General features: G+C 44.7%; 13 protein-coding genes. 5 read left to right on the forward strand and 8 right to left on the reverse strand.

Going from position 1 to position 15,204, the window contains the following annotated elements:
- Positions 1–351: 351 nt before the first annotated feature.
- On the reverse strand, positions 352–4,416 hold the full coding sequence (locus L4174_RS22295) for a hypothetical protein (protein WP_248143100.1): 4,065 nt from the start codon (positions 4,414–4,416) through the stop codon (positions 352–354).
- A gap of 454 nt (positions 4,417–4,870) precedes the next feature.
- Between L4174_RS22295 and L4174_RS22300 the strand changes: the two genes are divergently transcribed.
- The 3 genes from L4174_RS22300 to L4174_RS22310 all read left to right on the forward strand — a co-directional run bounded on the left by L4174_RS22300 (position 4,871) and on the right by L4174_RS22310 (position 6,520).
- Positions 4,871–5,041 (forward strand): hypothetical protein, encoded by a 171-nt coding sequence (locus L4174_RS22300; protein WP_248143098.1) that lies wholly within the window; start codon positions 4,871–4,873, stop codon positions 5,039–5,041.
- Positions 5,042–5,340: 299 nt separating this feature from the next.
- On the forward strand, positions 5,341–5,673 hold the full coding sequence (locus L4174_RS22305; protein WP_248143096.1) for a cupredoxin domain-containing protein: 333 nt from the start codon (positions 5,341–5,343) through the stop codon (positions 5,671–5,673).
- A 13-nt stretch (positions 5,674–5,686) separates the two neighbouring features.
- Positions 5,687–6,520 carry an FTR1 family protein gene (locus tag L4174_RS22310; protein WP_248143094.1) on the forward strand — a complete coding sequence of 278 codons (834 nt, stop codon included), beginning with the start codon at positions 5,687–5,689 and terminating at the stop codon, positions 6,518–6,520.
- A gap of 115 nt (positions 6,521–6,635) precedes the next feature.
- Here the strand turns inward: L4174_RS22310 and L4174_RS22315 are convergent, their stop codons facing one another.
- Entirely contained in the window at positions 6,636–7,790 is a 1,155-nt protein-coding gene (locus L4174_RS22315; protein ID WP_248143092.1) for a right-handed parallel beta-helix repeat-containing protein, read from the reverse strand.
- A 382-nt stretch (positions 7,791–8,172) separates the two neighbouring features.
- On the opposite strand from L4174_RS22315, the gene L4174_RS22320 reads away from it, so the two are divergent.
- Entirely contained in the window at positions 8,173–9,735 is a 1,563-nt protein-coding gene (locus L4174_RS22320) for a methyl-accepting chemotaxis protein (protein ID WP_248143090.1), read from the forward strand.
- A gap of 96 nt (positions 9,736–9,831) precedes the next feature.
- Here L4174_RS22320 and L4174_RS22325 read toward each other — a convergent pair whose 3' ends face one another.
- The 4 genes from L4174_RS22325 to L4174_RS22340 all read right to left on the reverse strand — a co-directional run bounded on the left by L4174_RS22325 (position 9,832) and on the right by L4174_RS22340 (position 13,278).
- Complete coding sequence (locus tag L4174_RS22325) at positions 9,832–10,254, reverse strand: hypothetical protein (protein ID WP_248143088.1); 423 nt, start codon at positions 10,252–10,254, stop codon at positions 9,832–9,834.
- Positions 10,255–10,715: 461 nt separating this feature from the next.
- On the reverse strand, positions 10,716–11,384 hold the full coding sequence (locus tag L4174_RS22330) for a hypothetical protein (protein ID WP_248143086.1): 669 nt from the start codon (positions 11,382–11,384) through the stop codon (positions 10,716–10,718).
- Between the two features lie 171 nt (positions 11,385–11,555).
- Positions 11,556–12,035: a hypothetical protein gene (locus tag L4174_RS22335; RefSeq protein ID WP_248143084.1), complete on the reverse strand. Its 480-nt coding sequence runs from the start codon at positions 12,033–12,035 to the stop codon at positions 11,556–11,558.
- 289 nt (positions 12,036–12,324) lie between these two features.
- Entirely contained in the window at positions 12,325–13,278 is a 954-nt protein-coding gene (locus L4174_RS22340) for an AraC family transcriptional regulator (RefSeq protein WP_248143083.1), read from the reverse strand.
- A gap of 380 nt (positions 13,279–13,658) precedes the next feature.
- On the opposite strand from L4174_RS22340, the gene L4174_RS22345 reads away from it, so the two are divergent.
- Positions 13,659–14,015 (forward strand): VOC family protein, encoded by a 357-nt coding sequence (locus L4174_RS22345; RefSeq protein ID WP_248143081.1) that lies wholly within the window; start codon positions 13,659–13,661, stop codon positions 14,013–14,015.
- A gap of 317 nt (positions 14,016–14,332) precedes the next feature.
- Here the strand turns inward: L4174_RS22345 and L4174_RS22350 are convergent, their stop codons facing one another.
- Both L4174_RS22350 and L4174_RS22355 read right to left on the reverse strand, forming a co-directional pair.
- Positions 14,333–14,575 (reverse strand): hypothetical protein, encoded by a 243-nt coding sequence (locus L4174_RS22350; protein WP_248143079.1) that lies wholly within the window; start codon positions 14,573–14,575, stop codon positions 14,333–14,335.
- Between the two features lie 103 nt (positions 14,576–14,678).
- A complete protein-coding gene (locus tag L4174_RS22355) occupies positions 14,679–15,029 on the reverse strand; it encodes a hypothetical protein (protein WP_248143078.1) in 351 nt (116 codons plus the stop codon).
- Positions 15,030–15,204: the final 175 nt, after the last annotated feature.

Here is a 15,204-nt window from a genome sequence, read left to right on the forward strand (position 1 = left end):
ACCTGTTAAAATAACAGGTATTGAATGAATCATTCAAATTCAGAGCTTGATTCAACATTTAAAAATCCAATTTAATATTTGAATTATACGTATCAGAAAATGAATCGAATCCGTATTCATTCTATTAAAATGAAATTCATCACGCCCAAACCAACTCAATAAGAGATTTTGATCCAATTTCAATTTCGGTCTGAATCAATAAAAAACCATCCTCAGTGAAAATTAACTGAGGACTCATTTTTATTGTGACTTTCACAGTTTCATGCAAACAGGAAATTCAAATAATCCATCGCTGATGGCCACTGCTGCTGCAGTGGCCGAACAAAAGATGATTTGTATCAACCGGTCGTATTAAGCCCCTGATGCTGATGCAGTCTCGTTTTGTTTCCGACGGGCAAAGCGACGGTGTCCTTCCTGACGAAAGAACCAGCTCACCAGCCGATCCCACCAGCTCAGCCGACGACTCATGATGAAATAACAACACACGTCTTCCTGCTGATCAAAACCGAAGAAAATATGATGTCCCTGGTATTTATCACGGAGTGCAATCAGTGCAGATTCATCATGACCTTCAGGCCGGTACACACGAAATGGCACTTCACCCGGCACCTGTTGCCAACGTTGGTCTGGCTCAGCCAAAACCTTATCCATTGTGGTTTTATCGCCAACAAGCACCGTCTGTGATTTCAGATGACGTTCAAGCCACAAATAAGAGGCATTACAACCATGTCGCCATTGTTTGACCGAATCCAGTTGCCCGACAGCCAGACCAAACACCTGATCCTGTTCCCGGTAAATTGTTGCAGAAACAGGCGCTTCACCCAGCAAATACGGTAAAACTACAGCCTCATTCTCTCGGGCCGGATCAACAACCGTGATCTCCCCCTTGCCAAATGACAGTGGCGGGAGCATCTCCTGCTGCACTGTATCGCTGTTCAGTAATGCTTTAAGTTCCGGTAGTCGGGAGCCTTTTGCTTCAGCAACCATCACCACATGAAAGGTTTTACGCAACAAAACCTGCTGATTCTCTGCCAAAATCTCAATATCATAACGACCAGGTCGGCATAACTGTTTCGTCGCCAGAGACCACCCAAAGAAATATTCTGTATTCGCTTTGATAGCATGCATTCCCGTCACAGGCACACCGTGATCTTCCGGGTGATATACTTTTAATTTCACCGCAACTTCTTTCGGATAAGTCAGTCCGTCCTTTTCCGGCCGGTAGGCAAGTTTCATTCCGAATATCTGTCCCATGACCGCTTCAACCATTCTGGAATTACTTTCCAGCACCAAATAATCAGTCAGATTGATTGGTGCATTTGGTTTTTCCTGAAGTACCATTTCAAGTGCATCATCGTTCGTGGTGTAAATACCTTCATCGACCCGATCGATTAACGTGCCATATATCCGGTGATGATACTGGCCCTCACGAATCCGACTGACCAAATCACGAACCTGCGCTGAGTCATCATCCGAAAATTGCTCCACCAATTGCATCTGACCATCCAAAACCGACAGCGATTTCAGTAATTTCAGCTTATGGTGCTCGCTGAGTCTGCGAATCGTGCTGAATAAGTCATGCTGCTCCGCCAGATAACGAATCGCCGTATATAAATCATGTTCGATAAAATACGCCAGCAGTCTTTCCAGTGTAATTCCGGCCTCACACAACTGCTGCGTATAATCGGTTTCACTGAGCTGGCTGCTGTCATAACAATCATGCAACGCTTGATCAGACAGTGCTGCACTCAACTTGAGAACGCGTCGACGAAGTTCCGGGCTCGTATGCCACAATAAAGAACTCAGATTGACTCTCGTGAACTTTTCTTGGAATGACTCAACCTGATACAAGCGCAGTTTGTCCAATGCTTCTTCCAGACTTGTTTGCCCGGTAAAGAAAGTCAGAATTTCATCCTCTAATGGTTTCAGAATCGCGTCGTCGTCCGGTAATTCCACCTCTTGTGCAATCAAATATGAAATAATCTCATCCCTGATCTGCTCGCGAATCTCATCCAATAATGCGGTATCAAAATATTCATACCACCGAAGTGATGGGTATTGTTCGACAAGCATCTTAAAGAACTTCTGCTTATCCTCTTTTCTCAGATAACTGACGACTGAATGGATCTTCTGAGAATTATCCGGTGACTGTTTTTCAGAGGTGTAGCGCACGCCATACTTTTCCAGAATGGGTTTCACGTCCTCGTCTTCCGACTGAATCAGGGTCGTCATCAGAACCACAGTTTCCTGAAGTTCTCCAATCTCTTCTCCGACGATCTCCCGCACATGATGAACAATTGCAGCCACATCCGTTTCGACAGGGAACTGTTCTGAAATCACATTCGCCACCTGCGCCGGTGCAATTTCGATCCAGAGGGATAAAAACCTGCGACTGATCTCCCCGATATTGGCTTTATATTTCGCCAATTGATGTGCCGCACTCAACCAATATTTTGCCCCATTGCTACTTTCTAAATAACCGTGACAAAACGTATCTTCACTCGCATCTTGGTTCTGTTCCAAAATGGTCTGCAGCGCTTTGACAGACTCCTCCCTGCTGACATCGTTTCGGGCATGAAGATAGTCTTCAACCAAAATAAACGCCTGTTCCTGGGCCTCTGTAATCGGTTGTTCATAATGACCCAGATCTTCATCGTCATCACGTCCGTAAAGCGTGCATTCAATATGATCCAACGCCACTTCGTTTGCACACCAGGCACGCAGGTGAGCCACCATCCCCTTCCCAAGTTCTTGCTCCAGAAGCGCTTTACTGTGAGAAAAAAGTGGATGGTGTTTGTCGAGATAGTAACGAATAAAGTAAAGCCCGGCGAGCAACGCCATACCTGCTGACTTATGTTTCGGATCTTGAATGATTTGCGTCAAAAAGGACTTTGCATACTCCCGATGTTCATCGAGTAACTGATTACAAAAATGAAACGAGTAACCCAGCATGCCACTGTCGGATTTAAATTCTTTAAATCCCCCCAAAAAGAAAGATTTCCAATCACAACCGTATCGTGTATAGAAGTCTTCAGCAGGCATCAGACCAATTTTTCCAAGTACGATAAACACCATTTCATCGGAAAAAGGGGCCTGATTTTTCAGCCTGTAAATCAGATCAAGCAAACGAATGCACTTGTGCCGATTCAACTCAACTTCATCAGCGGTCACGACACCTCTCATAAACCAGTCACTGCTTAGCCCAAGTAAGAAATGCATAGGCAAGCAACAGTCTAAGTCTTCCTGCCGTATTGAAAACCGGACTAATTGCCGATGCAGATGATACTGTCCTGCAAGCGCCAGACTGAGGATATCGCAGGGTTCGACTTGCTCAAGAACGGACGCGTTCTCTCCTGATTCAACGTAACGCCACAATGCTTTCCCCTGAGGCAACGCACCCGTAATGAAATCCTCCCACGCAGCAACACACTGACCTATTTCGAAATCATCTTTCTCATCATCTTCTTCCTCGTCATCAGCGTCGTCGACTTCGGTTTCCTGGTATAAATCATCAGACCCGAACTCTGCTGGAATCACCGCTTTGATCTCAGCAGCAAACTGCTCGGCAGACATATCCTCAACGAACGGCAAATCAAACGACAAATCATCAGTTGCGTAATTCAACGCCGCCTGATCATCAGGATGACAAACGGTCAATGCGAACTGGTGGGCCACATCAAATGTTTGCCGGTCACTCGCGACCGGAAAGACATAAGTCTGGTCCTCAAAACGCTGTGCCAATTGGCTCAGGAACCTGCCTATCTCTTTTGAGTCTTTCCGGAAAATCTCCACCAGACGGGTATGCCTTCTGAAATCCACCTGAATCAGATGATTGTCCGGTCCTTTCAGGTCGCATGAGGAGAACATACGCCCACGGGCGATATCGTTATCACAGTAGCAGAACGCCTTCATCAGATGCTCGCTGTAACCATGATGCGCCACCAGCAAAGCCGGCAAATTCAGCGCGTAACCGGCAAAAGACTCATTCCAGTCCGTCACCAGACAGCCTGCCAGTAAGTAAGCGTATTCAGGATAGGCAAAACCAATCTGATATAAAGGCACAACACCACACACTTCGGTGTCATTCAAACGCATCGATTCAGGATGATTCAGCTTTCGCGAAGTCTGTCGAATTGCATCACCCGCCTTCACGACCGCCTCTTTCAAATCGGTGTTCAGACAGGCAAAAAGAAAAAAGACTTCTTCCGGGTTCAGTAACGCAGACAAATTATCTCTGTGCTGCCAGGCATCAATCGATTTCAATGCCAGTGTAGCTTTCATCAACGGCTGATGGAGAATATCTTTGAGCGCTTCATTAATCTCGGCTTCAGGTTGAAAACAAACTGAAGTATAAGAATCATCAAAAGCCTGATCACTATTGAGCCATTCACAAAACTGGCTGAGCGCCTGTTGCATGGAAGCTGTTTGATGTGGATGGTAACAAATAAAATTTGGGGTCTCAGATTGTTTTTCTGCGTGCATGACTGACTTCTAAGGTAATGATTTTATTTCATTTATTTGCGACCACCTCCGACAGTCCATTTAAAAACAAAACGCAGTGAAGCACACTGAAAATAAACAAGCAGTCAATTTAACAGCGATTGCAGTCATTCTGAAATTTCAGCCTGTAATATTTACAGCCTCGTGCATTGACCAGTAAAAATAAGCAATGATGATGAATTTTTTCTTTTATGAAATATGTGAGTTGGAAGGTCATCATTGTTTCAGAACCAAACCCGTCAGACACAACTACAGCAGATTCAGAATAAACTATCCTAAATCACCTTGATGAAACAACCGCATGGCAGGCCCACTTCTGTACCGTCATCTACCGTCATCTTTTTCACGCTTTTCCTCTGGGCAGCCAAAGATGCTGGTCACCCCTCCCCCCTGTTTGCAGCGTATTTTCACAATGGTGATGGTGTCAGCGGCAAAGCACACAAGTGTCGACAGGACCAAGGGAAGCGAATACGGCGGCATCCTGCTGGGTGACACCACACAATCCGGTGCGTCAGCCATTGTTGTGGCGCCCGCATCTTAATTTGATATACAACTGTGCCAGTATTTTTAATCCGGCCTTGCCGGATGATATTTTTATAAACCTGTGGCCATATATATGCAAAACTCAGCAGTGAAATAACGCTTAAAAACCTCATGTGAAATAAAATGAGTAACAAAAAAGATAACTTTGATTGCAAAATTAAAACATCATAAATGAATTTCAATAAGTTAGCTGTCAGCCTGCGAAAAACAAAAGACTATCGCCAATCATTCCCATTTACATTTATGTTCTCCCCATATAATCTCAGACGGTTCATTTTACATAAGGCTAACAAACACATGATGAAGTTACTGAAAAACACGGCTCTGGCATCCCTTTTACTGACCTCTTTTGCCTCTCTTGCCGAGATGCCAACCTATGAACTGATCATGAAAGATCACCAGTTTCACCCGGCTGAATTAACCATTCCGGCAGCACAAAAAGTGAAGCTCGTGATTAAAAACCAGGATGAAAATGCTGAAGAATTTGAAAGCCACGCATTGCATGTTGAAAAAATCATTCCGGGTAACAATCAGGGTTTTGTAATCCTTCGCCCGATGGAAGAAGGGACCTATAAATTCGTGGGTGAATTCCACGAAGACACAATGATTGGCCATATCATCGTTAAATAATCAGGATCATATTGTGAACTCAGGTGCAGCAATTATTGTTTTCAGAGAACTGTTTGAAGCAAGTTTGATTGTTTCTATTGTTCTTGGGGTAACGAAACAAATTCCAAACCGAACCCGGTGGGTCACTTCAGGAATCATTGCAGGAATTATTGGTTCTGTTTGGGTTGCAGCATCCATGAATTACCTGATTGGTTTATTTGATGGTCTGGGACAGGACCTGCTCAATACGGCCATTTTGCTGTTAGCTGCCCTGATGCTTTCCTGGCACATCATCTGGATGTCGACTCACGGCAAAGCATTGGCGAATCACATTTCCTCCGTGAAGCACAGGATCATTTCCGGTGAACAGCCACTGTACGCACTCTCCCTGATTGTTGGCCTTGCAGTGCTGAGGGAAGGTGCCGAAGTCGTTCTGTTCCTGAATGGCATGCTCGCATCCTCAAAAGATGTGCCCGGCATTATTCTGGGTTCATTCGCGGGTTTCGCGGCAGGTTTAGTGATCAGCGTGATCATGTACAAAGGTATTGTGCATATTCCCGCGAAATACTTTTTCAGCTCGACGACCTGGCTGATTACGCTCCTGGCAGCAGGCTTAGTCAGCTCTGCAGCCGGTATTTTAGAGCAGGTTGATCTGATCCCTTCAATCATTCCGGTGGTGTGGGATACCAGTGATATTCTCAGCCAGAGCAGCATGCTGGGACAGGCGCTGCAAACGCTGATCGGGTACAAAGCCGCACCAAGCCTGATGCAACTGCTGTGTTACGGCTCAAGTATTGTACTGATTACGCTGACCCGAAAAGTGGTGGCCGGAAATTCCCAGATACAACGCGAGGCAAAAGCCTCCTGAACCATACAAAAAGAGTGCAGTCCTGCACTCTTTTTTTTTTGCTGTCGCGACAGACGGATGATTTCCGTAAACAGAAAGGCGGCACAGAAACATTCAATCTGTGTCAATCGCAGCGCTACAAAGAAACAGCCCGGCAAAAGACCGGCACCGTTTGATTGCCCACACGCATCATGCACTGACCATTTTCCTCTCGCGTAAACTCAAAAGCCTGCAGAAACTGATTATTCGCTCTGAGAGCCGCTTCATCCGGAATGGACCCGTCGACACCATCGACTGCGGGCTGTGTACTGGTAATCATCACGTCAGATTTGAAAACATTCCCCTTCACCTCAATCGGCCCCTCACTCGGAATCGCACGAATCATGACCGAAGAACGGTTGGCGGTCCCAAAATCACCGTAATTAAACCAATTGTTGTATACCTTCACATAACTTCCGCCATAACCATCTTTCGCATGCATATCGAACTGATGATATGCCGCTTTTCCGCCGCCTTGCATGACCAGATTATACGAAGCGGTGTATCCCTCTCCGAGTGCCCCGGAGCCCGCAATTGCATGCCGGTTATGATCAAAGATATTGCATTCAATATCCGCAGTCGTCTCCCCGTTTTGCACCACCACCCCGTAACCGAGCTCTGTTTTTATATTGTGGTGAATATAGTTGTGACTGACTTTGGCCGATTTCGAACGCTTGAGAGATATTCCGGCCCATGGCCAGCCAAAAATCTCATTATTGTCAAAGACAATCCCTTCCGAATCATTTTGACTCTGCAATCCAATCGTCGATTTAGTGGTATTGCTGACCTGAACTGGCCCTTCAATCATCAAACCGGTTATCCGCGCATAACTGGATAATCGGATCACCGGGTAACTGTCTTCCGTCGGATTCGGATTTGCCGCAACCCGTAACCTGCCCGGATTGTCTGAAATGCCCCGCTCTCCAAACAGGGTTTGATGCTCCCCCAGCACAACCGCAGCTGACTGGTTAGGAATCTCAATCGTCACGCCATTCGGCACCTTGATGTAGGCATACCCGCTGTGAATTGCCGTCACCAGGGCCGCATAATCTGACACTTCAATCATGCGGCTTCTGTCTGTCGGGAGCTCCGGACTCACATTCAAGCCCAGTGTTCCACACTTGAAATCCGAACGCTCTTGCCCTGAACTGGCGGACGATGTTGTGGCATCTGAACCCGTTTCGGATTCACCGGAACAGGCAATCACTGTCAGTAGCAGTACCGGAATACTGATTCGCTGGCTTGTTTTCATGGAAATCATGATTCCTTTGGTATTTCAGGATCGCAGATCATGGATGGATAAAACGACAGCCTTTATCCGCATCTTAAGAAGGTTCATCAAGGTTTACATTTTAATGAGGATTGGTGCCGTTCAGTCATACCCGCGCAAAGTGCTGCCACGTATAAGCAACCCGATGAATTCGAAAATTTCACTTCCATGACAACTGCTGAAATAACCAGCACGAGTGTGATATTCACTCGTAAATATGACGAAATGCAGTATAAAAAATATTAATGATGCCGATATCCATACACACTCGATACTTTATACTTTCGCGGTATTATTCTGATTTCATATGAAACGAAAAATTTTCACAAAACTTCTTGTGGTCCCTTCGACACTGTGTGTGTTTATGTTTCTGATTTTCTGGAATCAAATGTCTGGTAATCAAAGCACGCTGCAGGCAATGAATTCGATCTATCTGGATCGCGTCATCCCATTACAACAATTAAAAACAATTTCAGATGCATTCGCGATAGAGGTCGTGGATGCATTCAACAAATGGAATATTGGTGGTTTAAATCAGAGCAGACTGGAAGCTTCCGTACTGAATGCAAAAGATAAAGTGGCAGACACCTGGACACAATATTCTTCGACAACGTTAACTGCTGAAGAAACAGTGATCGCAAATCAACTGTCCATGGAAATTCAGGTCATCAAAAAGGACCTGGTTACATTATTACAGGAAGCCCGGAACAACCCTGAGACTGCCGATCAAATCGTTCAGAAAGTTTATGACTTGATTGACCCCATCTCGATGCATATTGATGGACTCATACAGATCCAGCTGTCCACCTCTCAGAAAATTTATCAGGCCAGCCAGAAACAATATGATTCAGATATTCAGCTCGCGATTTCCCTGCTTATTGTTGCCTGTATCCTGGGTTTTATGATTTCGTTCTGGATTATCCGCAAAGAACTCAGAGTACTGCCCGAGATTACCAGAGCCATTCAGAAGATGTCTGACGGCGATTTTACGCCCAATCAGATTGCCGCTGCCAATAACGAGCTGGATTTGATTACGGAGTCTCTGCACACGCTGCAGCGCAGCATTGTCACCATTATCCAGTCCTCGGAAAATATTCTGGGGCAGCTTGGAGCCAATCAGTCACAAATATCAGAAGTGATCCACGGTAACTCCGTAAACGCGCAGCGAGAACTCTCTGAAGTCGAGCAGGTTGCAGCTGCGGCCACAGAGCTTTCATCAACAGCCTCTGATGTCGCGCAAAATGCGCAACTGGCCGACAGTGCCACAGGAACTGCTATCAGCATCATCACGGACAGCACCAGCACGCTTCAGCGTTCGGATCATATTGCCGAGCGCGTGGGCAGCACCATCACGGAATCTGCCACGATCATCAATGACCTCAAACTCCATTCGGATAACATCAGTTCGGTCGTCGAGGTCATCAACAGCATTTCGGATCAAACCAACCTGCTGGCACTGAATGCAGCGATTGAGGCTGCCCGTGCCGGCGAACAGGGTCGCGGTTTTGCAGTGGTTGCCGAAGAAGTCCGGGCTCTGGCAGCAAAAACCCAGCAATCGACCATTCATATTCAACAGATTATCAGTCAGCTTCAGGAGCAATCGAAACGAGCCGACGATCATATGAAGTTAAATACAGAACTGGTGGCTGAATCTCAGACGAATACCCAGGCGCTGTCGCATGCTTTTCAGGCGATTTCAGAGCAAGTCTCTCAAATTTCAGATATCAACACGCTGGTTGCAACGGCATCAGAAGAGCAATCATCGGTCACGAAAGATATTTCACAACGGCTGGAAGCGATTAGCCAAATCGTGCAGCAGAATACCAGCAATGCAAATCAAACCATGCTGGCAAACGACGACATTTTAGCGCTGACACAAAATCTCAGGAAGGAAATGTCATTTTTTAAAATCGTTGAACAAACTTAAATTAAAAACAATAACCTGAATACAACCATAGTCAGATAAAGCCAGGATGAGCAAAGTTTATCCTGGCTTTAAATAAACGTCCTGCCGATTCCCAGCTTAGCCCGATTGCTGCTCAAGCCACCGGGTAAATGAGCTGATCACGAGAACACAAGGCACAGTGATCAAAGGAACAATCAAGGGAAACAGCGCTGATATCAGCGACGCATAAGCACTTGTAATGAAGTCACCTGAATTGATCCCCAAGTGTTCACCACCCGGCACATGCGCGATGGCCAATAATGCCGCCGGAACAATATATGCCAACAAATAGAGATTGAAACCACTGCTCGTTGCCTGAATCCATCCAAATGCAGTCACGGTAAGACATATCAATGAAACCCACACCAGGAACTCATTTGAGCTGGTCACAAGCTGCCATAGATCAAAGAACAAGGCTAAAACAGAACATACAATCACAGATGCAGTATGCAGCTTTATCGGGAACAAGTCCCTGTTTAAGAAATTTAATATTTTTTTCATGGGGAACTTTCCTTATTATTATAATATTAAGTCAAAATCAGATATATCCATCTGATGAATCACTTAAGGTTAAATTATGAATTCAGAATTGAATTCTTTTTACATCTTATAAGAGCATCCGAGAAAAGATCAAGCGATAATTATTAAAAAACATAAATTAAAAACATGATAATAACAAATTAAAATGGCATTCACTAATATCAATCCGAGAATAAAACAAATCAAACCACTGATATAAAAAATAAATTTATTTGATTGAAATCGCCTGGTTTTTTAAAAATGAAGAGTCCTTGATGTGATTAAAGTACTCAAATTTTAAATGCTTTTTCGCCCCGGCATCAGTAAGTCAAAAGCCAGCTATACCTGCCGGGCGACTGGCTTCATACCATCAGACATTCTCTGAAGTGCTCATTTTATGCTTTGTTCGTGCCCAGACAGCGATGAAGATCGAGTACCATGTTTCATTCCTTTTCTCCGATATTCGATGCTTCAATGCTGTACTTCACGATCAGTTTACTCTTTTTCACTTTGGCCGTAGCCAACACCTTGCCATTCACTTCACTGAGTGATTTCAGATGTGTTCCGCCACATGGCCAGGGAGATAACTCACCGAAACCGACCCAACGGAATCCTTTTTCATCGGTATAGATCTTGGAAGTCAGGCCCTGAGCAATCAGGTCAGACAGTGTCTTTTCAATTTCAGCCGCTTCCAATTCAGAGCAATTTGATTCCGGCATAAATTCAATCCGGCATTCATCCGGCCAATGGTGGGCCTTCACGGGTTTCCATCCGTACTGCTGACCGATATTCCCGATGACATGACCCACACTATGAAGCGCCGCATGATGCTGACGGACGGCCTGATTCACACGCATCATGACAGTCCCGGGCGGCAGCGGCACATCCAGCCAATGCAAAATCACCCCATCGACCTCTTTCACTTGCAGCACAGTCGCCTTCGCACCCGGCTCATTTTCCAGCTCCCCCAAGTCACTGGGCTGCCCGCCCCCCTGTGGGTGAAACAAAGTGGCATCCAGCTCTGCAATGTATCCTGTTTCATCTGCGTCACACCGAATTATTTGTGCTGTTCCTGTCAGCTCTGATGTCGTCATATACAAACGTTTCGTCATTGATAACTCCTTTATCACCAACTGATTGAAAACACAGTTTAATACCAAATCTAACGCACTTGAATCAGCCACAAATTAAAAACTCTTTTGCGTGCAACGCACAAGCCAGCAAGAATTTTCGCTTCAGCAAAGATTCGATCTGAAGACACAAGGAAAGAAAAACTCTGGTTTTTAAATTGAATCAGTCATTGATTGATACGACGGGCGTTTCACACAGAAATAGTACGCCCAGCCAATCAGGATCAGTTGAAGCGGCGCACGAATCAGCAAGTACCCGGGACCCCACTGATGTCCGCCGAGTCCAACGCTATGCCAGGCGGCATAAATATTGGCAGAGAAAAAGCAAATCAGGGTGGCAATAGCGACCTGACCCGCAACCTGCCGATAAGCAGACAGGAAGATCCCGATGGCAATGACCACTTCAAACATCCCGGTGAGATAAATAATGTCATACCGCAAAGGCAGCCAGGGCGGTAACATCTCAACCATGCCTTCAGTCGCGACAAAATGTCCGAGCGCAAAGAACAAAAAAGCCAGGCCCAGACCATAACTCGCAAAACGGTCACGCGCTTCAGCCCCCCGCTTTCCGGCGAAGTAAGACAAAAGTAACGGACTGCAAAGCAGGATTAAAATCACCAATGGTGTCGTCATAGTAAGATTTCCTCCGAAATTCAATGGAAAAAATTGGGGGAACGGGCATCCGTGCCACCACAATTCAGGAAGAAGGAAACAACGTTTATCCATGCCTCAAAGCGCCAACACGGACAGACAACGAACCCGCTAACAGATTCATGCTGATCACTGGTTTATGGTTCCAATCAATCATGTGTTTCCTCCTTTCCAGCCACTTTAAGGCAACCGAAAAAGAGGAGAAAGACAGGCGGGCTGTATACGGACTGAGTATCGATGCATCTGGACGATCTATCGATTTTTCCTGACTTCAGGGAGAAACGCTGAAATCACGCTGACGGTTCTGGGCGTTCATTCGATATTGTTTTGGCGTGGTGCGGTGAAATTCTTTGAAGTTCCGGATCAGAACATCACTGGATTGAAAGCCACATTCAAACGCAATTTCCTGAACAGACTGAGTGGTTTCTGCCAGCTTTTGGGCTGCAATAAAGCAACGCCACTGACGGATATACTGAAGGGGGGTGCTCCCTGTCAGGCGTTTAAACCGTTCGGCAAAGGCCGATCGGGATAAGGCCGATATTGCCGCCAGCTCTTCCAGCCGCCAGTCCCGGCGGTAGTCTTGCTGAATTGCCAGTACTGCCGGAGAGAGGTACCTGTCATTGATTGCCCGGAGCCAGCCCGGATGAATATCCAGATGCGGCAGACCACGGATCATCTCCAGCATCATCAGCTCGAGCAGATGCTTCATGGCAAGCTGGTGACCTGACTGACGTTGCAGGTTTTCCTGATAGATCCACGCCATATAGCGGCTCATGCGCTCGCTGTGATGAATATCAATAACCATAACCCTGGGCAGACGGACCGCCGTCGCATCCATCCCCCAATGCTGAATCATGGAAAACGTAATCGCACCACACATCAACTCACAGGAGGCACCAGTACCACCGATCACTCCAAAGCTGACATTATCAGCTCTATTGCCATCGAACACTTCAGACACTGACTGGCACTCGACACCCGCTTCACTCATCACCCGGTAAGCATCCCCATAGGGAAGCAGCACCATCTGACCTTCTTGCAAAGTGAGGGCAGGTTCTTCTTCAATTTCAACCCTGCAACGCCCGGCGAGCAGATAACAGAAACTGCCCCGCTCGCGTTGTGAATCCGCAATTCCCCAGGGTTCATTTAGTTGTATCTGAGTAAAAACGTCTACACGCGGTGCCAGTTTGTGAATAAATTGGCTGAGTGAATCGGAATATTGCATCACATCCTGTGCTCGCTGAATCAGTTCAAGTAGCTAAATCATAAACACTCAGTCTGTTGAAAGAAAGTTAGCGGCCTTCCAAAACACTGCAACGCTGGGACAACCAATACTCGTGAAACCTGTCAGAACTTGTTCCAAAACACAGATATGAAATCCAAAACATACCAAGACGTGAAACAGGTGCCTTCTGTGAATATCATGGCTGTTACACAAGGTATCTATCCTTTAGTAAGACAATGTTTAGGGCGGTAGCATGCTTGTGCCGTGCAACGTGCAAACTGAGCCATGCTGGCTGAACCAACCGGTCGCACTGGACACGTCCCGTTTTCAATGTGAATGTACTGTTGTTGACTAAAAAGTTTGGCAAAGAAAGGTGATCGATGAAAGTTTCCCTATCAAGCGTCATTATCTATGCAAAAGATGTCGAAAAGACTGCTGATTTCTATACAAAACACTTTGACCTGATCGCTTCTCGGGAAGATCGATTGATCTCACTGAAAACATCGGAGGGTAAAGAAGTCATTTTAATCCATCAGGCGGGTTCTGCCGTTAAATTAGGGCAGGCATGTATCAAACTTGTTTTTTCTGTCTCCGATGTTGAAGCATTTAAACAGAAGGCACTAGAAAATGGTTTGAAGTTTGGTGCAACACATCAGGGGAATGGATACTTATTTGCGAACGTGAAAGACCCGGACAAAAATAATGTCTGTATCTCAAGCAGAGCATTTGCTCAATAAATCACTCAAGCTGAGACTATTGCATGCGATATTTTAATTTAAAATCATCAATTTAATATTGATAATCCGTTATTAAAATCCAAATTGGCACAAATTAATTTCGTTAATACTTCAATCATCAACCCCATTTATCCATGGTTTATTTACCAAGTTTCATGTTTAGAGCATTGCTTCAACATGCCATTCTGGTGATAGAAACTGTGTGCCTCATACTTAATATCAGGACTATTCCTTCTGAATTTTTCGATCATCAAGACAGCAAAAAATTTAATCCCAATTGAAAAACCTCAGTAAGCACATTAAAAATAAACCATGAACTATAAGAAATCCAAATCCCAACCTTTTGCTTCAACAAGCATGTTCTCAATTGCATCATGATAAGTTCCCACAAAGCAATTCATACTTTCAACCGGACCGGAAACTCTATGTTCAACAATCGTCCAGATCTCATAACAATCGTTACTCATCCTTATTGAAATGATTACATCCGTACCATCGGAATATGTTCTTTGAATTGATTTCACACCATGCCAATTTATTTCACTCCAATCATCCAGCATTTTCAACCTCTTTGTGTCATACAATTTAAAATAATATTTTTCAATATAAGATCATAAATAAAAAACATTCATTTTAGAATATAAGTATAATTATTTTCTATTATCATGAACCAATGAACGTACCACCCGGACCGACCCAAACAATCGCAGGAATTTCATAAAAGTATAAATTTAAATCTGAATCTAATTCTGATGTTACAGATTCTGGCCATAACCTTTTGAGATAAGAAATGATTTCATCATTCTCAGCATCCCAAAATGTCTCTAGAGGGCCTTCAGGACTGCAAAAAAACACCTTGCCCTCATTCATCCAATTCGTTAATAAAGTAAAAAATATATCTTTCTGTTCATCAAACGACACTTCTGGAATATGTCCAGAAATAGCACTAAACAGTCCAGACACCCACAATCCGAAAGAATCTGTAAAAATTTCATTTTCATTTTTTATTATCATCAATATGTCCATTCCATTCAATATGGAATAACCAGTTATTCATCACCAAAACAATCAACAAACACATTATAAAAACGATATAACATTTAAATTCAAGACAAAGCGTACTCCTTATTTATTGACTAACATCAGCTACAATCGTAATAAAAAACTCACTTTCTACGTTCAAAAAAAT

This window comes from Photobacterium sp. CCB-ST2H9, from assembly GCF_023151555.2.
Taxonomy (GTDB): domain Bacteria; phylum Pseudomonadota; class Gammaproteobacteria; order Enterobacterales; family Vibrionaceae; genus Photobacterium.